Source organism: Gemella sp. 27098_8_92, from assembly GCF_041433685.1.
GTDB lineage: Bacteria > Bacillota > Bacilli > Staphylococcales > Gemellaceae > Gemella.
The window spans coordinates 20,378-39,819 of sequence record NZ_JAPWBZ010000003.1; the positions used below are offsets into that span (position 1 = coordinate 20,378).

Genomic DNA, 19,442 nt, shown 5'->3' on the forward strand with positions numbered 1-19,442 from the left:
ATGATAGCTTACTTTCTGTTAATAGTTACATAATATTAATTTTCCTTTTTTACAAGTGATAAGATTAGGCCTAAAACAAATCCTAATACTGCGAAATTAATCCATGCAAAATCCCCTTGAATCGGAAGAACTTTTGCCAAAAAGTTATCTACAGCTGGAACTGCTAATTTAAATGTTGATGCGATAGTTGAATATAAGCTATATGCACCTGTTACTAATGCTGTTGAAGCATAAACAACCTTTTTCCCACCAAATACATTATTAATGAAACCTAACAGTATTAATACCATTGTTAGTGGATACAATAAAACTAATACTGGAACTGCTCCTTGAATGATAGCAGCCAACCCATAATTTCCTACAGCAAATGAGAATAATGTTAACCCTATTACATAAGTTTTATAACTTACTTTATCATATAGTCTTACAAAATAAGTTGCACATGCTGTTACTAATCCTACACTTGTTGTTAAACATGCTAAAAAGACAATTACGAATAATAAAATTTTACCTACATTTCCAAAATAATAAGTAGTTGCCCCAGTTAAAACTCCAGCACCTGTTTTTTGTAATCCTAGCACTGATACTGATGTTGTTCCGATATTAGAGATAAATACATAAACTAGTGCTAATAATAATGCTGCTATAACCGCTGCTTTAGCTGTATTTGAAAAGATTTGCTTTTCTGTCTTTGCACCGTATAATTTAACTGAGTTAATTACAATAATACCAAATACTAATGAAGCCAGCGCATCCATAGTATTATAGCCTTCCATTAATCCATTAGTAAATGCTGAAGAACTTGCAGAATATGCCTCTGTTGGTGCTTGAGCACTTCCCATTGGATTTACTAATGAGGCAATAATTAAAACTACCATAGATATTAGTAATACTGGTGTTATAACTGTTCCTATTCTATCAACAAGTTTATTAGGTGTTAGCGATAGCCATAATGTTATTCCCATAAATACTGCTAAGAAAACCGCTTGTGCTATAACCGTATTCCCAGGTGATACAAAGCTAGACAACCCTAGTTCATATGTAGTTGTCCCCGTTCTTGGAATTGCAAAAAATGGTCCAATTGTTAAATAAAGTAATGTTGTAAAAGTTAGACCAAATACTTTACCCGCTCTACTAGATAAATCTAATAAATCTTGAGCTCCTGAATACCCCATCACCAATACTCCTAATAGCGGAAGTCCAACTCCCATAATAATAAATCCTATCATTGATACCGATAGATTGCTTCCAGCATTTTGTCCTAAAAACGCTGGAAAAATTAGATTACCAGCACCAAAAAATAGTGCAAATAGCATAAGTCCGATTGAAATATATGAATGCTTCTTTAAAAATTTGAACATTACATCTCCTCCTAAAATTTTAATTTCATTTCAATTTATGATATGTTATATAGATTAATACATTTATAAAAATTTGTCAATAGATTTTTAAAATTAATTCAATTTTTTTCTTATAATTTATCTTAATTTTCTGACAATTCTATTCTTATAATTATTTATCTGAGAAAAATAGAAGTCAATAATAAATATTGACTTCTATCTCTATTATTTTTTTATTTCCTCTTTATAATCACAATTCCCACAATAAACACCTTTTTTCCCTTCAAAGAGAATATTGTTACATTTAGGGCATTGACGATTTACAGGCTTATCCCATGCTACAAAATCACATTTTGGGAATCCCTCACAACCGTAAAATACTTTTCCTTTTTTAGATTTTTTCTCTAGTACATCATGTTTATGACATTTAGGACAAGCTACACCAACTTTTTTCTGAATTGTATTTGTATATCTACAATCTGGAAAATTAGAACAAGCTATAAATTTACCAAATTTTCCTAATTTAAATACTAATGGAGAGTTACATTCTGGACAGTTTTCTCCAGTAAGCTCTTGTTTGATCTCTACCTTCTCCATTTCTAATTCAGCTTTCTTTATATCTTTTTTAAAATTAGAATAAAAATCAAAAATAGCTTTTTCCCATTCAACTTTTCCATCAGCAATCTCATCTAATTGATTTTCTAAATTAGCCGTAAATTTAGTATTTATAATATCTGGAAAATATTCTTCAGTTATTTTACTTACCAAAGTACCTAATTCTGTTGGAGTAAACACTTTATTTTGCAGCTTAGCATAATAACGTTTTTGTAGTGTTTCTATTATAGTGGCATATGTTGAAGGTCTACCAACACCTAATACTTCTAGTTCTGCTATAAGTTTGGCTTCAGAATAACGTGCTGGTGGTTGAGTAAAATGTTGTTCTTCTTTTATTTCTTTAATTTTTGCATCTTCCCCTACTTCAAATTCTGGAAATAATTTTACTTTTTCTTTTTCTTTTAATACAGCTAAAAAACCATTAAATAATAATTTTGACTCCGAACCGCGATAGACTACTTTATTATTTTCAAATGTAGTTGCAGTTGTTTCATATACAGCAGCACTCATACGGCTTGCTACAAATCGCTCCCATATTAACTTATATAATTTATACTGATCATTTGATAAATATTCTTTTATACTATCTGGTGTAAAATTAACATTTGTTGGTCGTATACCTTCATGCGCATCTTGAACATTTTTATTAGATCTTCTAACTTTTGTAGAAGTAGCAAGATATTCTTCACCATAATTTTTTCCAATAAATTCACTCGCCATATTTATCGCTTCATCTGATACTCTTATTGAGTCTGTTCTCATATAAGTAATAAGCCCTGTTACTCCTCCTAATTTTTTTAAGTTTATTCCCTCATACAATTCTTGAGCAACACTCATTGTTTTTCTTGTTTTAAAATTGATTTTTCGTGAGGCATCTTGTTGCATTGTTGAAGTAATATATACATTAGGCGCATTACGATTTTTCTTAGCTTTGGAAATATCCGTTACCTTAAAAGTCTTGCCTTTTATAGCTTTACGAACTTTACTTATATCTTTTTCATTCTCAAGCTTTATCTTTTCTCCATTATACGAATAGAAGTTTGCTGTTAAAACCTTTCTATTCTTTATAAAATCTATTGGCATAGTCCAATATTCTTGAGGTATAAAATTTTGGATTTCTTCTTCTCTATCTACTATCAATTTTAACGCTGCATTTTGTACACGTCCTGCCGATAACTTTGGCTTAACTTTCTTCCAAAGTACTGGTGAAATATTATATCCAACTAAACGGTCTAGAACACGTCTTGCTTGTTGTGACTGTACTAAATCCGTATTTATTTTTCTTGGATGTTTTATTGCATCCTTTACTGCATCTTTTGTTATCTCGTTGAAAACTATTCTATTATTTTCTTTATTATCTAAATCTAATATATGTGCAATATGCCATGCTATTGCCTCTCCTTCTCTATCAGGGTCGGATGCTAAAAAGACTTTTTTCCCTTTCGCTTCTTTTTTTAAACTTTTTATTACATCACCCTTCCCACGAATTGAAATGTAATCTACATCAACATTTCCATTATCTAGTACTTCTACTCCCATTCTACTTTTAGGAAGGTCCCTTACGTGACCTTTTGAAGATATTACTCTATATTTTTTCCCTAGATATTTTTCTATAGTTTTCGCTTTGGAAGGAGACTCGACTATTACTAAATTCTCTGCCATTTACTTCTCTCCATATTTTTTAATAAGTAGTATCTTAAAACATTTTCTTTATCTTGTCAACTTTTTTCAATATTGGATTAATCAATTTTTGTTAAGATAAGTGGTTCGTCATTTTCTCTTACTACAATAGTATGTTCATATTGAGCTATATAAGAACCATCTTTTGCTACTAATTCCCACTCATCTTTATCTGTATTTGTTACTGTTTTTGCCTTTGTTGATACAAATGGCTCCACAGCTAAACACATTCCTTCTTTTAAAATCAAATTATCCCATGGATCAAAGTAGTTAAATACATGTTGTGGGGCTTGATGGAGAGACGTACCAATCCCATGCCCTGTTAAATTCTCTATTACTTCTAATTTATGTTCTTTAATCTTTTTATGGATATGTTTTCCTATTTGATTTATTTTACTACCTGCTCTTGCATGTTTGATTCCTTCAAAAAATGCTTCTTCAGCAACTTCACATACTTTTTCTTTCATTTTATCATCAACTTTCCCAACAACAAAGGAAACCCCTGTATCAGCGTAATATCCATCTTTACAACCTGAAACATCTATATTTAACAAATCTCCATCTTTTAAAATTTTTGTGCTAGAAGGTATACCATGTGCTGCTTGGTAATTTAATGAAATACATGTATATCCTGGAAAATCATATTCTGTTATTGGTGCTGATTTTGCACCATATTTTTCAAATAGTTCTTTCGCGATATTATCCAATTCTTTAGTAGATACCCCCGGAACAGCTTTTTTCTTCATTTCATCGCGAATAGTTGCACAAATAAAACCTATTTCCTTCATTTTTTCTAATTGTTCTTCTGTTTTTATAATCATTGTAATCTCCTCAGTTTAATCTTCTATTAATTTTGATAAATCTTCTATTGAATATGTTGGTTGTATTTTTTTTAGTTTCAAGTTTTCTAAAGTAGTTACTCCTGTTTGAACATGGATAGTATCGATTCCGCTATTTATACCCGACATTATATCAGTATCATAGTTATCACCGACCATAACTATCTCCTCTTTTTTATAATCAAAAAGTTCCATTGCACATTCCATAATTATCTTACTTGGTTTTCCTATTACTGTCGCTTGAACACTCGTAGCATGTTCTAAATATTTTATTTGTCCTCCATTACTAGGTATAAAACCATCTGCAGTTGGAAGTAACGTATCTGGATTAGTTCCTATTAACTCTGCCCCAGCTAAAACAGCTCTTGTTGCAACTGTAAGTTTTTCATAAGTTAATTCTCTATCAAGTCCAACAATAACAGCATCCACATCTTCAGTATTTTCTTGTTCAAAATTTACTAAAGTATCTTTTAATCCTCTTTCGCCGATTATATAGATATTATTATATCCTTTCTTCAAAAGATACATTTTTGTAGCATCACTTGACGTATAAACATGTTCTTCTGTTGTATTTACACCTAAATTTTTTAATTTATCAACTACATCTTTTGGCTCTTTTGTTGAATTATTTGTTAAAAAAAGGTAATCTGTTTTAGTTTTATTTAGGTAATCAACAAATTGATCAGCAAATTTTATTTTTTTTTCACCATTATAAATAGTTCCATCGAGATCAATAAGATATAATTTATATTTTTTTATATTCATTTTATTTCTCCGTAAATTAGCCAACTTCCATTTAATTTAACTAAATACTATTTTACAACGTTTATAAAAAAAATAAAAGCATTAATTAGGTTTTTCCTTCTTAATGCTTATATAAATTCGTTAAAAATGCTATTTAAAAATATTAACCATGCATTCATCTCTGTTAGCTGTTTCTTTTCGTGGTACCAAACTATCATAATAACAGACTGTAGTGTTATATACCATTTTAATCTGCTTCTATACTTTATCGTTGGTTCTTGCCCATAAATTTCCAACCATTCTCCCCACTTTTCTTGTGGTATATAGCGATATAATATAAAAGAAATGTCTATTGCTGGATCACACAATATTGAATGTTCCCAATCAACCAAAAATAGTTTTCCTTTGTCAGACAATAACCAATTATCCTTATGAAGATCTGTATGACATGGAGTATATTCTATATCTTCATCTGGCAAGAAATTCTCCAAATAGTTTAATGCATCGACTACATTTTTATTTTTTCTCAATTCATCTGCAATAATGGTTTTTAGATTATTAAGTGAATTAGAAGCTGTCTCTTCTTTATATCCTTGCGCCTTCATAATCTTTTTTAACTTTGGAGACGTATGAACTTTTTTTAGAATTTCAGGAATACGTTTATCTATCATATCTTCCTTCTCAAGCGTTCTTCCATGTTCAAAATCTTGAGCAATTAAAACATCACCATTACTTATCCTTTTAGTCCAACGCAAGCGAGGTACTATACCCTCCGCAGAAAGAGTAGCAATCATAGGAGTAGTATTCTTTTTTATAAAATAACGACGATTATCTCGTGAACAAAAATAATCTTCTTCATAATTTTCATCTAAAGTCCAGCCCATCTGATAATATTCTTTAGACATAATTTACTTCTACTCCTTTCTTTAAATTCTCATATATAAACTATAATGCACTATTTATTTTACAATCTTTGAATGTGTTTTTCAAGTTACTATTTTGTTACATAATTAAAATTCTCAAAGATATTTTAATTATAACTTTTTAGCATTTAACTAAATATCTTTGAGAATGTTTTTTCAACTTGTCTAGTAAAGAAAATTTCTTAGAACAAATAAATATTTTTATAAAAAATTTTATTCACAACAAAGTTTATATATACCTTCCGCATAAATTGCAGTTGCTAATAATAAATCCTCAATCTCTAGAAATTCATTAGCTTGGTGCATTGTATCTTGTTTACCTGGGAATAATAAACCAAATGCTACACCTTTTTTAAGGCAACGGGCGTATGTTCCTCCACCAAGTACAAAAGCATCATTTTTAGTATCTCCTGTATGCTTTCTGTATACATCAACTAATGTTGTAACAAGTTCATCATCTTTTGGAATATAGTGAGCTTCCTTAGTACTTGTTACTTCTATAACTATATTTTTCTCTTTTAATGTTGCAAGTTTAGACACTAAATCAAAGTTTTTAGGATGACGACAGTCTGTTGAAATAACACCTATTTTTTCTACTGAATCATATTTTAAAATTCCATGATTATATGTTGAAGCTCCCATTTCATCGTCAGAGTATTCAATTCCTAGTACTTTACCAAATGGGTCGTTAGCTAAACGTGTGGCAACATATTCTACATAATTTTTACCGTTAATATCTAAACTTAATGTATTTAAAAATTCTGCTAGTTTTGTAGCTGCATTAATACCGAATTGCGGTGTTGATCCATGAGCCGCTTTTCCTTTTAATACTAAAGTAATAACATCAGAAACTTTTACTTCCCCTTCTAATTTTTCACTAGCTAAGAATTTTTTAAATTTTTCTTCAATATCTTGTGCTTTCCCACTAAGAACTGCTTTTGCACTAGCTACTACCATATTTAGCACTTGTCCACCATTTAATTTCACAAGCTTATAATCAAAGTTTCCTTCCTCAGGTTTGAAATCTAATTTATGGTCAAATGTTACACGAGCTTTTTCTGCATATACAAGAGGAAACATTGCATCTGGTGTAAACCCTAATGCTGGTTGCTCTTCATGTTCGAAATATGATTTAACACATCTGAATCCTGTTTCTTCATCACTACCTATGATTAGACGAACACGTTTATTCCATTTAACACCTAATTTATCAAGAAGCTTAACAGCATAATAAGCAGCCATTGTTGGACCTTTATCATCTAGTGAACCACGTGCATAAATTTTTCCATCACGTACTTCTGGTTTAAAAGGATGGCTAATCCAGTCTGCTTCCACCACTGGAACCACATCAACGTGACCTAAGATACCAAATAACTCTTCTCCTTCTCCCACTTCAATATGTCCTGCTTTATTTTCTACTAACTTAGTTTTATAACCATCACGTTCACCAAATGACAATATTTTATCAAGAGCTTCTCTTGGTCCACTACCAAATGGTGTTTCTTCAGTTATATCTGTTCCTAAAATAGAACGAATACTTAATAACTCAAATAAATCTTTTAGTAGATCCTCCTTATGATTTTGAACTTCTTGTTTAAAATTGATATTCATAATATATCCCTCCATTAATTTTTTAATTTTTTTAGTTCCTGATTTGTTAAATATCTATATTCCCCTAATTTTAAATTTTCATCTAAAACAAGTTCCCCTATAGATAATCTTTTTAAATATGTTACCTCACAACCTATTGATTTCATCATTCTTTTCACCTGATGAAACTTTCCTTCAGTTATATAAATATAAGCCTTACTGCTAGTTTCATTTGAGGTTAAAATGTCTAATATAGCACTTTTACATTTATACCCATCATCAAGTATTGCTCCCTCTTTAAAATATGTAATATGCACATCTTTTACTGTTCCAAATACTTCAACATAGTATTTTTTTACAATATCTTTTCTGGGAGATGTAAGTTTATGTGCTAAATCCCCATCATTAGTTAGTAACATTAACCCTTCGGTATCCTTATCCAATCTCCCTACCGGAAATGGTTTAAAAATACGTTCTTGCTCATCTAAAATATCAACAACAGTCTTTATTTTATTATCCTCTGTGGCAGATATTATATCCTTAGGCTTATTCATCATAATATAAATATACTTTTGATAAATAAGCTTTTCTTCATCTACTATAACTTCATCCTTAAGTTCATCTATTTTAAAATCTGGGGTTTTAACAATTCTACCATTGACTAAAACTCCTTTTTTTATACTTTTCTTTGCTTCTGCTCTGCTTAGTGAAGTAGTATGTCCTATGAATTTATCTAATCTCACTATATCTTTCTCCTTAGACTCTTAAGGGTTTTCAACGTTATTTTTCTTCCAAATAAATATTCCACAAATCCCATATTAACAATACTGTAAAAATAAATTATCGCCCCTAATATAGCACAAATAATGATTAATATCATACTTGATAATTTTGCTTCTAATACAAAGTTTGATATTATAGCTTCATAAACTGCTGCTACTGCTATAAACATTATAAAACAACTACATGCTAGAATAATAAATTTCTTAACAAATTCGACAATTTTTAATCTTACTTCCGCATTTATAACAATTAAATTAATAATAATCATAACTACGTAGGTTACGATAGAAGACAATATAACCCCATTAGTCTCAAATATAATAACCAATGGTTTTATAGTTAAATATTTAATTATTAGTCCGAAGATTATTGTAATTAAGTTTATCATCTGTTTATTTATTGCCTGCATTATCACACTTGTTAAACTGTAAATAGAATATAATATTGCAAGTGGCAAATAAAATCTTAACAGTTCCGAGTTCATTAGGTTCCTACTATAGAATGCTGAATATAATGGATCCGCTAAAATGTACATCCCTACCAATGCTGGCAATACTACCATCATTAAAGATAACACTACTTTATTTATTTGGTTACTAACGCCAGCCTTCTCTCCCACAGCATATAATCTAGTTATAGATGGTAAAAACGTACTAGAAAATGCTGGAGCTATAGCTACAGCTATCATAACTATTTTATTAACAAGTTGCAAGGATGAAAAACGACCATCTACTATATCTGCTCTTCCTATTTCTGTCATACCATGAATAAAATTATGTTGATCAATAATATTTAGTATTGGAAACAAACCAACTATAAAAATAAAAGGAATAGATACCGAGAAAAATTCTTTTATTAACTCTACTGAGGAAATATCTAATTTTACTTCATCCTCTATAATATTATAATCTAAACTTACTTTATATTTTTTATAAAAATAAAATAAAGTAAGAACGGAAAATACTGCACCTACTGCTGCTGCAAATGTTGCAGTTACATTCCCCTCAACAATACCATAACCTAAAACTTTAACAACAACATATGTTGCACCTAGCATAAAGACTATACGGACAACTTGTTCAATGAATTGGCTAATAGCAGACGGTAGCATTACTTCATGCCCTTGGAACAACCCTCTAAATCCAGCTGAAACTAAAACTATCGGTATCCCGAAACTTAAACTTTTTAAAACTAAAGCTCCATCTTCTGGTGTAAATTTTTGTTGACTACTTATCAAAATTTGTTCAGAAATATAATCAGAGCCAAAAAATAAGAAACAAAAACCTACTAGCCCCATTATTATTAGTAACAATGATCCCATTTTATAAATTCTTCTACTAATACTATAAGCTCCAATAGCATTATATTTTGCAACTAATTTGGCTATTGCAAGAGGTGTCCCCGCAGCAGAAATTTCTAAAATTGTTGCATAATAACTATATCCATAATTGTAGAGCGCCATTTGTTCTTCTCCACCAATTATTTGATAAAATGGTATAAGATAAATTGCCCCTAAGATTTTCGTTAATATTAAACTAATACTAAGCATTGCAGTTCCTTTAAACAAGGAATCTTTTTTCAAATTTTTCACTTCCAAACATAATTATAAATATAAATATTGATAACAGTACACTAAAGCTGTGACTAAACTGTAGGCTGCTATCAATTTTAAGACCTTATCCATACGTCTCTTTTTTATTTTATTATTAGCAACTAATAAAATATATGCTCCTAATAATAATACAAAAGAGACAAGGAACACAATAACAGATAAAAATATTACCATACTGTTTACCCTTTCTTATTTGTTATATAGTCTATTCTATCATGATTTTTAAAATTTTTAAATACATTTCTGTAATTATTAGAAAATTCTTCATTAAAAATATAACACAATTAAAAATCATATTATTTTTTATAAAATTTTCTTCATTATTTCCAAAGATTATTTAACTTTTATGTTATAATTATAAATAATCTATATATATATATATGTTATATTTTCTAACATATACTTTATAGTATTATATTTTTTTGCTATGATACATATGTAAGAAATATTTATTCCACAAAGTTAAAGCGAGGTGATTAGATGGGGTTTAAAGAGTTTCAAAAAAATCTTCCTGTTTTTTCAATAAGTGTCGTTACAAAAATTACACAGTTATCTGCACGACAAATTCGTTACTATGAAGAAAAGAAACTTTTCACTCCTAATCGTACCGAAGGAAATACTAGATTATTTTCATTAAATGACATTGATAAATTGCTAACAATTAAAGACTTACTAACAAAGGGCTTTAATTTGAAGGCTATCGATGAAATAATCAATGAAAAAGAAGTTTCAAAAGAGACTACACAATTACGTCAAATTATTCATAACGACATATTTGCTGGACCTAGTGGATTACCTAGGGAGCGCTCTATAGGACGTGGAGACCTTTCTAGATTTTATAATAATAAAAAGAAAAGATTTTAATGTTAGATTTTTTCACAAATAAAAAAGGAGTTAACATGACTAAGAAAATTACTAGAGAAGACATTTCAAAAAAAATTAAAGAAGAAAACGTAAAATATATTAGATTACAATTTACAGATATTACTGGGACGATTAAAAATGTTGAAGTACCAGTAAGTCAAATTGAAAAAGTTTTGGATAACAAAATGATGTTTGATGGCTCATCTATAGAAGGATTTGTTCGTATTGAAGAAAGTGATATGTACCTATACCCAGATTTAAATACATTTTTAGTATTCTCATGGGATAGTGAGTATGGTAAAGTAGCACGTTTTATATGTGATGTATACACTGTTGATGGTAAACCTTTTGCAGGAGATCCTAGGGGTAATTTAAAACGAATTTTGACAAAAATGAACGAATTAGGATTCGACACATTGAACTTAGGCCCTGAACCAGAATTTTTCTTATTTAGACTTAAAGAAAACGGAGAACCTAGCTTGGAATTAAATGATAATGGCGGATATTTCGATTTGGCTCCTGTGGATCTCGGGGAAAACGTACGTCGTGATATTGTTTTAGAGTTAGAAAATCTTGGTTTTGATATAGAAGCTAGTCACCATGAGGTGGCACCAGGTCAACATGAAATAGATTTTAAATATGATGATGTAATTTCTGCTTGTGATAACATCCAAACTTTCAAACTTATAGTAAAAACAATAGCTAGAAAGCATGGTTTACATGCTACATTTATGCCTAAACCTATGTTTGGTATTAATGGTTCTGGTATGCACTGTAATGTCTCTTTATTTAACAATGGAGAAAATAGTTTTTACGATAACAATAGCGAAAACGGTCTTTCAGAAACTGCTTCGCACTTTATCGCCGGAATTCTAAAACATGCACGTAGCTTCACAGCTGTTTGTAATCCTACAGTTAACTCTTATAAGCGTCTAGTGCCCGGATATGAAGCTCCTTGTTACGTTGCTTGGTCAACCTCTAACCGATCTCCGTTGGTCCGTGTCCCCGCGTCACGTGGACAATCAACACGTGTAGAGGTTCGATCTGTTGACCCAGCTGCTAATCCATATTTGGCAATGTCTACTATTCTTGCTGCAGGTTTAGATGGTATAGAAAACAAGCTTATCCCTGCAAATGAGGTAAGAAGCAATATTTATGTTATGACCCGTGAAGAAAGAATTACTAATGGAATAGACGAGCTACCTTCTACTCTATATACAGCTTTAAAAGAACTAAGTTCTTCGGCAATTATGAAAAAAGCTCTTGGAGATCACATTTTCTTCAATTTTATCGAAGCAAAATCTATAGAATGGGATTCATTTAGAACACAAGTTACAGACTGGGAAATTGATCATTATTTTAAAAATTATTAATATAGATTAGATACTAATACAATTAGTATATTCCCTTTTATTTTTTATACAAATACTATTATCCTAAAAAAATCCCTAATTCAAAATTAGGGATTTTTACTATTAATTAATATTTAGATAATAATTGTACTAATGCTTCTTTTGGTTGGTAACCTGTTTTTTCTTCTAAGACTTCTCCATTTTTCATTATAAGTAATGTAGGAATTGACATTACTCCGTATTCTCCAGCAGCTTCTTGATTTTCATCTACATTAATTTTATAGAACTCAATGTTAGTAAGCTCATTTGAAACTTCCTCTAACACTGGGGCTAACATTTTACAAGGGCCACACCATGGTGCCCAAAAGTCAAAAACCTTAACACTGTCTGTTTTTGATAATTCAAAAAATTCTTTATCTGTAATCTCTCTCATTATTCTATCTCCTTTTTCTTTATATAATTCTATCTTATTATAATATTACCACTTATTCAACTATTTTGCATTTTCAAGAATACTACATCATTGGCATTTGAGGTTGCATAGGTACTTCTTCTGTAATATCAGCTACAACTGCTTCTGTTGATAGAAATAAACTAGATACGCTCGCAGCATTTTGTAGCGCTGAACGGGTTACTTTGGTTGGATCTACTATTCCTGCTTTTATCATATCAACCCATTCTTCTGTAGCGGCATTAAAACCAACTCCTATTTCTTCAGATTTTAGTTTTTCAACAATAACACTACTTTCTAATCCTGCGTTTTCTGCAATCTGACGAACCGGTGCTTCTAGAGCTTTCTTAATAATATTTATACCTGTTTGTTCATCACCTGTAGCTACTAATTTTTCCACTTCAGAAATCACTTGAACAAGAGCTGTTCCTCCTCCTGCAACAATTCCTTCTTCGACCGCAGCACGAGTTGAATTAAGTGCATCTTCTATGCGTAGTTTTTTCTCTTTTAGTTCTGTTTCTGTCGCTGCACCAACTTTTATTACAGCTACGCCACCTGATAATTTTGCTAGGCGTTCCTGTAGCTTCTCACGATCAAACTCTGAAGTTGATTCTGCATATAATGATTTTATTTGGCTTTTACGACTTTCTATATCTTCTTTATTTCCTTTACCATCAACAATAATCGTACGTTCTTTTGTAACATTTACTTTTGATGAATTACCTAACATTGTAATATTCGCATCCTTAAGATCTAATCCTAAGTCTTCTGTTATTAATGTTGCTCCTGTTAATATAGCAACATCTTCTAAAATTGCTTTTCTTCTTTCACCAAAACCAGGTGCTTTAACAGCTACTACATTGAATGTCCCGCGCAATTTGTTGACTACCAACGTCGCTATAGCTTCTTGTTCGACATCATCCGCTATAATAAGAAGTGGTTTGGCAGCAGCAACTACTTCTTCTAAAACTGGCAAAATTTCTTGAACTGCATTAATCTTTTTATCAGTAACAAGAATATATGGATTGTCTAAATCCGCTAGCATTTTCTCTGTATCGCTTACCATATATGGCGAAAGATATCCACGGTCAAACTGCATACCTTCTACAACTTCTAGCATAGTTTCTAATCCTTGAGATTCTTCGATAGTAATAACACCGTCATTTCCTACTTTATCCATTGCTTCAGAAATAAACTTACCTACTTCTTCATCCGCAGCAGAAATAGCACCTACTTGAGCTATTTTACCTTTAGAATCTACAGTTACGCTAATTTCACGAAGACGTTTAACTGCAACTTTGACTGCACGCTCCATTCCGCGACGCAGCCCGACAGGATTTGCCCCGCTAGTTACATTTTTAAGACCTTCCGTTATCATTGATTGTGCCAAAATTGTTGCTGTAGTAGTGCCATCTCCTGCAATCTCATTAGTTTTATTTGCAACTTCAGCTACTAATTTGGCCCCCATATTTTCATAAGGATCTTCTAATTCTATTTCTTTAGCTATCGATACTCCATCATTTGTGATTAGTGGTGATCCAAACTTTCTATCTAACACAACATTACGCCCCTTAGGTCCTAATGTTACTTTAACAGCATTAGCAAGCTTATCAACACCACGCTTCATTGATTGACGTGCATCTTCTGAAAATTTTAACTCTTTAACCATATATCCTCCTAATCTTCTATTATTGCAAGAACTTCCTCTTCATTAACTAAATAATATTCTTGTCCTTCAAAATCTACTTTTTTATACTTATCAGAAAAAACTACTTTACTTCCTGTACTTAGTTCTCCTTCATTATCAGTAGATAGTAAACAACTCTCACCCAACGCTACTACTATTCCAGTGTTAGATGTATCCTCTTTAGAAGCCAAGACAATTCCACTAGTTGTCGCTTTCTCTACCTCAATTTTTTTTAGTAAAACATTGTCAAATAACGGTTTAATCATTTCTATTACCTCTTTTTTAAAATTATGTCATTAATAATTATATATCATATTAACTTTAAAGCAAAATAAATAATTTATTAATAAAATCTTCTTTATATATATTCTTTATATATAATAAAAAAGATTTTTCTACTGTCCATAATAAAACAAAAGTCAAATAAAGTCAAATTATTGATTTTTATTTTTTTAAGTGCATTTATATTTAACTTTTATCGTTATATTTTAAATTATAAAAAACTTCTACTAATTAGCTATATAATTATTTTATTTTTTTAAACAAATTATTTTTATATAAAAGCGTTTCATGTTAAAATTTAAAATGTATATTAATACACCTAATTATAATTTATAGGTACAGGAGGAAAAACAATGAAATATATAGTTGTTGGAACATCGCACTTCGGATATGAAGCAGTTCAAACTATTTTAAAAAATGACAAAAATGCTGATATTCATTTATATGAGAGAGGCTCTAGCGCTTCTTTTATGGGATGAGGTAGTCAATCTTATTTAGATGGGACATCTAAAGCATTATCAGAATTACACTTTGCAACAGAAAAATCTTATGCTGAACAAGGTATCAATATTCACTGCAATAGCGACGTTATAGGATTAAATACAAAAGAAAAATATATTATTGTTAAAACACCAACTGGTGAAGAAAAACAAAGTTATGATAAATTATTATTAAGCCCAGGTGGCGCAGCAATTAAACCACCATTTGAAGGAATAGAATTAGAGAATATTCATACATTCCGCGGACCAGAAGATACTCAAGCAGTATACGATTGTATGCAAAAAAGTAAAAAAACAGTAGTTGTAGGTGGTGGCTATATCGGTCTTGAAGTTGCAGAATCTTATGCAAAACATGGCATCGATGTTACAATCGTTGACTTCGCACCAAGAATCTTAAACACATACCTAGATCAAGAACTAACTGATATCCTTACTGAAGAAGGTTCTAGGCACAACCTTAAAGTTCGTGGCGGCGAGAAAGTTCTTTCATTCAAAGGTGAAAATGGGAAAGTTACTTCTGTAATAACTGACAAAGGTGAATATGAAGCAGACACAGTAATTATGTCAGTTGGGGTTCGCCCTGATGCTTCATGGTTAAATGGAGAATTAGAATTAACTGAGCGCGGTTTTGTTGTAACTAACGAATACTTAGAAACATCTTCTAAAGATGTTTATGCTGGTGGAGACTCTACACTTCTTCCGTACGCTCCTACTCACGGTCAATTACCAATTGCACTTGCTACTTTAGCACGACGTCAAGGGGTAATTGCAGCATTAAATGCTATGGGAATCAAAACTAAAATGCCTGCTGTTAATGGTACATCAGCATTATCATTCTTTGATTATAAATTCGTGAGTACTGGATTATCACAAAATGGTGTTAGCCTATATGATGGTAAGGTCTCTTCTAAATATGTAGAGGAGAAGATTTACCCAGACTTTATGAGAAAAGAAAATAATCTTATTCACATGAAAATCTACTTCGATGAAGATACACACAGAGTTCTAGGGGCTCAATTAATGTCTAAACATGACGTTTCTAGTGCTATCGCAGCTTTATCAATAGCTATCGCATCAGACTGGACTTTAGAACAATTAGCTCTTGCTGACATATTCTTCCAACCAGAATTTGATCGCCCATGGCACTTCATTAATGTACTTGCAATGGCAGCCCTTGATTATAAATTAGGTGGAGCAGATAAATTACTATTCTAATAAAACACTAAAAAAGTTCGTTGGAAAATTCCAACGAACTTTTTAATTACCAGAAATTACTTGGTCTAAATTCGATACTATTCTTGCTCTACCTTGAACTTTGAAATTAACAATATTATCAAACACATTTAGGATAATGACCTCTCCCTTATTTAATATTTCTAAAGCTTCTTCATTATTTGTTTTCTTAGTGATTACCTTCACATTATCAACTTCTGCTCTTATAATAATATAACTAGTTTCTTTCATAATATACTCCTTATTTTTTACAATTCTTCAAATTATAACTTAATTTTATATTGAATGTCTTTTACCAATTCTGTGTCTTCTAAGAAAATACCGGTTTTCTTACTTGTGACTGTTTTTGAGCCAATTTTCTTAATACCACGCATTGCCATACACATATGCTCCGCTTCTATAATTACATATACACCTTTCGGTTGTAATTGCTCTTCTATCGCATTTACTAGCATAAGTGTCATATCTTCTTGAATTTGAAGTCTACGGCTTGCACTTTCTACAAGACGTGCTAATTTGCTAAGACCAGTAATTTTTTTATTATTAGGAACATAAGCAATATGACAAACCCCATAAAAAGGTAACATGTGGTGTTCACATAATGAATAAAATTGAATATCTTTAACTAATATTGGTTCATCATTCTCTGATTCGAAAAACGTATTAATTTCTTCTTTTGGATCTACATTAGTTTTAGACAGTAATTCTTCATACATATTCACACACCTTTTTGGTGTATCTATTAAACCTGCCCTTGAAGTATCTTCACCTATATTTTCTAATAATGTTTTTATTAGTTGTTGTGACTGTTCCTTATTTTTCAAAATTAACCTCCGAATTTTATAAAAAAAGAAGTTACCCGTAAGTAACTCCTCTTAAAATTAAATTTTTATTATTTAACTGCGTCTTTAAGAGCTTTACCAGCTTTGAATGCAGGTACTTTGCTTGCAGCGATTTCGATAACTTCGTTAGTTTGAGGGTTACGACCTTTACGAGCAGCTCTCTCTCTAACTTCAAAGTTACCAAATCCGATAATTTGGATTTTTTCACCTTTAGCTAAAGTTTCTTCAACTGTTTCTACGAATGCTTCGATAGCTGCAGTTGCTTGTTTTTTTTGTAGTCCTGATTTTTCAGCTACTTTTGAAATTAATTCTGATTTATTCATTAATTCTTTACCTCCATTATTGAGTAACGGTTACCCGTTGCACTTATTAAATATTACCATATAAATTAGTAATAATCAAGGATTTACTAAAGAAAAATAGCGAAAATACCTATTTTTTCTATATTTTTACAAATTCCCCTTAAAAATCTAGCTTTTTCTCATAATATTTTCAATTTAACAACCTATTTATTCAAATTTATTTAGTTCTTCAGCGGCCATTTTTTTCATTAAATTCTTAACACAATCTTTAATACTTAACCCCTCATACAGAACTTTATAAATATTTTCGGTAATTGGCATATAAACATTATATTTTTTAGACAGAAAATAACAAACTTTTGTAGTTCTTACGCCTTCTGCAACCATATCTAATTTTTTAATTGCTTCTTCTAAAGTATAACCTTTTCCTATTAAATATCCACAGTTATAATTCCTTGAATGCGTTGATGTACAGGTAACAACTAAATCCCCAATTCCACCTAAACCTAAAAATGTCATTTCATCTGCGCCTAGTTTTTTACCAAGTCGCGTTATTTCTATTAACCCCCGCGTAAGTAAGGCTGCTTTAGCATTATCACCATATTGCATTCCATCTATCATACCGCAACCAAGCGCTATTATATTTTTTAGTGCACCACCTACTTCTACACCAATAATATCCTTATTAACATATATTCTAAAATATTTATTATGGAAAATTTCTTGTGCCAGTTTATTCAATTCGTCATTATCAGAAGCAATTGCAACTACTGTAGGATTTCGAAGGATTAATTCTTCAGCATGGGATGGACCACTTAAAACACCTACCCCTTTTAGCTTATCAGATGCTATTTCATCTTTTATAACTTCCGACATTCTTTTATTAGTTTCCATCTCCAATCCTTTAGAAACATGAATAACGTATTTCGGCTTTTTCAAATATTCATTTATTTTTCTAGCTGTTTCTCTCATAACTTTCGTAGGTACTGCAATCACTATTACATCAGCAAAAATAACTGCCTCACTTAAATCAGATGTGGCTACAATTCCATTGGGTAACACGACATCTTTCAAATATCTTTTATTTGTATGCTCAATATTAATTTCATCTCTAGCTTTCTCTGTCCTAGCGTACAGTAGCAATTCATGCCCATTGTCAACTATTGCCTGCGACAAGGCTGTCCCCCAACTTCCTGAACCAATTACAGATACTTTCATTTCTCGTCCTCACTATTTTTTACTATTTATTTAATTATATCAAATTTTTATAAAATATACATTAATTTTTCTTTATAAATAAATCTTTTACTTCTCTTAACTTTGTCTACTACATTTTTGGATAAAGCTATGATATAATAAAATCATAATTTTAAAAGGAGATTGTTTTTTATGAATTGGTTTGAAATAACACTAATTGACGGCACTCGCGGGCTTTTAAATCTTGATAATATTGTTGATATTTGGAAAGGTTTAAATGATGATTATGCAACTATTAGCCAAGTCAATAATGAAGAACTAGAAGTTCCTGCATCAGAATACGATAGACTAAAACGTGCATTAGACTTGAAAGGATATACTCTAGGAGGATTCTAATATGGTTAGATTTTTTAAAATTTTTACTACACTATTAATTATTTCTCTGCTAGCAATCAGCATATATTATTACTTTAACAATAACACTAATTCAGATAACATTGAGGATAAAACGAATATAGAAAACACTGTGAAAAATGAAACAAATTCTAATGAAAATATTGAAGGTACCGTTATTGCTAAGCGTAGTACTGAAAATAATAATTAATA

20 protein-coding genes are annotated in these 19,442 nt (G+C 30.8%); 5 read left to right on the plus strand and 15 right to left on the minus strand.

All coding sequences use genetic code 11. The features are described 5' to 3' along the window. Window positions 1–35: 35 nt before the first annotated feature. The 8 genes from brnQ to O3802_RS02585 form a co-directional block, all read right to left on the minus strand. Entirely contained in the window at window positions 36–1,361 is a 1,326-nt protein-coding gene (brnQ, locus tag O3802_RS02550) for a branched-chain amino acid transport system II carrier protein (RefSeq protein WP_371458162.1), read from the minus strand. Window positions 1,362–1,565: 204 nt separating this feature from the next. Then, a complete protein-coding gene (gene topA, locus O3802_RS02555; protein WP_371458163.1) occupies window positions 1,566–3,617 on the minus strand; it encodes a type I DNA topoisomerase in 2,052 nt (683 codons plus the stop codon). 77 nt (window positions 3,618–3,694) lie between these two features. After that, window positions 3,695–4,456 (minus strand): type I methionyl aminopeptidase, encoded by a 762-nt coding sequence (map, locus tag O3802_RS02560; RefSeq protein ID WP_276685907.1) that lies wholly within the window; start codon window positions 4,454–4,456, stop codon window positions 3,695–3,697. Window positions 4,457–4,471: 15 nt separating this feature from the next. After that, complete coding sequence (locus O3802_RS02565) at window positions 4,472–5,239, minus strand: TIGR01457 family HAD-type hydrolase (protein WP_371458164.1); 768 nt, start codon at window positions 5,237–5,239, stop codon at window positions 4,472–4,474. Between the two features lie 107 nt (window positions 5,240–5,346). Continuing rightward, window positions 5,347–6,123 (minus strand): phosphotransferase family protein, encoded by a 777-nt coding sequence (locus O3802_RS02570; RefSeq protein ID WP_281665832.1) that lies wholly within the window; start codon window positions 6,121–6,123, stop codon window positions 5,347–5,349. A gap of 231 nt (window positions 6,124–6,354) precedes the next feature. Continuing rightward, entirely contained in the window at window positions 6,355–7,752 is a 1,398-nt protein-coding gene (gene pepV, locus O3802_RS02575; protein ID WP_371458165.1) for a dipeptidase PepV, read from the minus strand. 14 nt (window positions 7,753–7,766) lie between these two features. Further along, window positions 7,767–8,474 (minus strand): pseudouridine synthase, encoded by a 708-nt coding sequence (locus O3802_RS02580; protein WP_371458166.1) that lies wholly within the window; start codon window positions 8,472–8,474, stop codon window positions 7,767–7,769. Next, a complete protein-coding gene (locus O3802_RS02585; RefSeq protein WP_371458167.1) occupies window positions 8,474–10,105 on the minus strand; it encodes a putative polysaccharide biosynthesis protein in 1,632 nt (543 codons plus the stop codon). Before O3802_RS02585 ends, O3802_RS02580 begins: the two co-directional genes overlap by 1 nt. 501 nt (window positions 10,106–10,606) lie before the next feature. On the opposite strand from O3802_RS02585, the gene O3802_RS02590 reads away from it, so the two are divergent. Next, the gene (locus O3802_RS02590) at window positions 10,607–10,990 is read left to right on the plus strand and encodes a MerR family transcriptional regulator (protein WP_371458168.1); all 384 of its coding nucleotides are present in this window, start codon (window positions 10,607–10,609) and stop codon (window positions 10,988–10,990) included. Window positions 10,991–11,025: 35 nt separating this feature from the next. Beyond that, window positions 11,026–12,363: a type I glutamate--ammonia ligase gene (gene glnA / locus O3802_RS02595; protein WP_371458169.1), complete on the plus strand. Its 1,338-nt coding sequence runs from the start codon at window positions 11,026–11,028 to the stop codon at window positions 12,361–12,363. A 106-nt stretch (window positions 12,364–12,469) separates the two neighbouring features. Here the strand turns inward: glnA and trxA are convergent, their stop codons facing one another. From trxA to O3802_RS02610, 3 genes are all read right to left on the minus strand, one after another. Next, a complete protein-coding gene (gene trxA / locus O3802_RS02600) occupies window positions 12,470–12,775 on the minus strand; it encodes a thioredoxin (protein WP_371458170.1) in 306 nt (101 codons plus the stop codon). An 82-nt stretch (window positions 12,776–12,857) separates the two neighbouring features. Continuing rightward, complete coding sequence (gene groL, locus O3802_RS02605) at window positions 12,858–14,462, minus strand: chaperonin GroEL (protein ID WP_371458171.1); 1,605 nt, start codon at window positions 14,460–14,462, stop codon at window positions 12,858–12,860. An 8-nt stretch (window positions 14,463–14,470) separates the two neighbouring features. Beyond that, complete coding sequence (locus tag O3802_RS02610) at window positions 14,471–14,746, minus strand: GroES family chaperonin (protein WP_371458172.1); 276 nt, start codon at window positions 14,744–14,746, stop codon at window positions 14,471–14,473. 369 nt (window positions 14,747–15,115) lie between these two features. Here O3802_RS02610 and O3802_RS02615 point away from each other — a divergent pair, with 369 nt between their 5' ends. Further along, the gene (locus O3802_RS02615) at window positions 15,116–16,477 is read left to right on the plus strand and encodes an NAD(P)/FAD-dependent oxidoreductase (RefSeq protein ID WP_371458173.1); all 1,362 of its coding nucleotides are present in this window, start codon (window positions 15,116–15,118) and stop codon (window positions 16,475–16,477) included. 42 nt (window positions 16,478–16,519) lie between these two features. Here O3802_RS02615 and mtrB read toward each other — a convergent pair whose 3' ends face one another. From mtrB to O3802_RS02635, 4 genes are all read right to left on the minus strand, one after another. After that, on the minus strand, window positions 16,520–16,726 hold the full coding sequence (gene mtrB / locus O3802_RS02620; RefSeq protein WP_004634222.1) for a trp RNA-binding attenuation protein MtrB: 207 nt from the start codon (window positions 16,724–16,726) through the stop codon (window positions 16,520–16,522). A gap of 32 nt (window positions 16,727–16,758) precedes the next feature. Then, the gene (gene folE / locus O3802_RS02625; RefSeq protein ID WP_371458174.1) at window positions 16,759–17,319 is read right to left on the minus strand and encodes a GTP cyclohydrolase I FolE; all 561 of its coding nucleotides are present in this window, start codon (window positions 17,317–17,319) and stop codon (window positions 16,759–16,761) included. Window positions 17,320–17,387: 68 nt separating this feature from the next. Beyond that, window positions 17,388–17,660, minus strand: coding sequence for an HU family DNA-binding protein (locus O3802_RS02630; RefSeq protein WP_003144688.1), 273 nt, complete (start codon window positions 17,658–17,660; stop codon window positions 17,388–17,390). Window positions 17,661–17,846: 186 nt separating this feature from the next. After that, window positions 17,847–18,857: an NAD(P)H-dependent glycerol-3-phosphate dehydrogenase gene (locus O3802_RS02635; RefSeq protein WP_371458175.1), complete on the minus strand. Its 1,011-nt coding sequence runs from the start codon at window positions 18,855–18,857 to the stop codon at window positions 17,847–17,849. A gap of 171 nt (window positions 18,858–19,028) precedes the next feature. Between O3802_RS02635 and O3802_RS02640 the strand changes: the two genes are divergently transcribed. Both O3802_RS02640 and O3802_RS02645 read left to right on the plus strand, forming a co-directional pair. Next, the gene (locus O3802_RS02640; protein ID WP_371458176.1) at window positions 19,029–19,232 is read left to right on the plus strand and encodes a hypothetical protein; all 204 of its coding nucleotides are present in this window, start codon (window positions 19,029–19,031) and stop codon (window positions 19,230–19,232) included. 1 nt (window position 19,233) lies between these two features. Further along, a complete protein-coding gene (locus tag O3802_RS02645; RefSeq protein WP_371458177.1) occupies window positions 19,234–19,440 on the plus strand; it encodes a hypothetical protein in 207 nt (68 codons plus the stop codon). The last annotated feature ends 2 nt before the right edge of the window (window positions 19,441–19,442 follow it).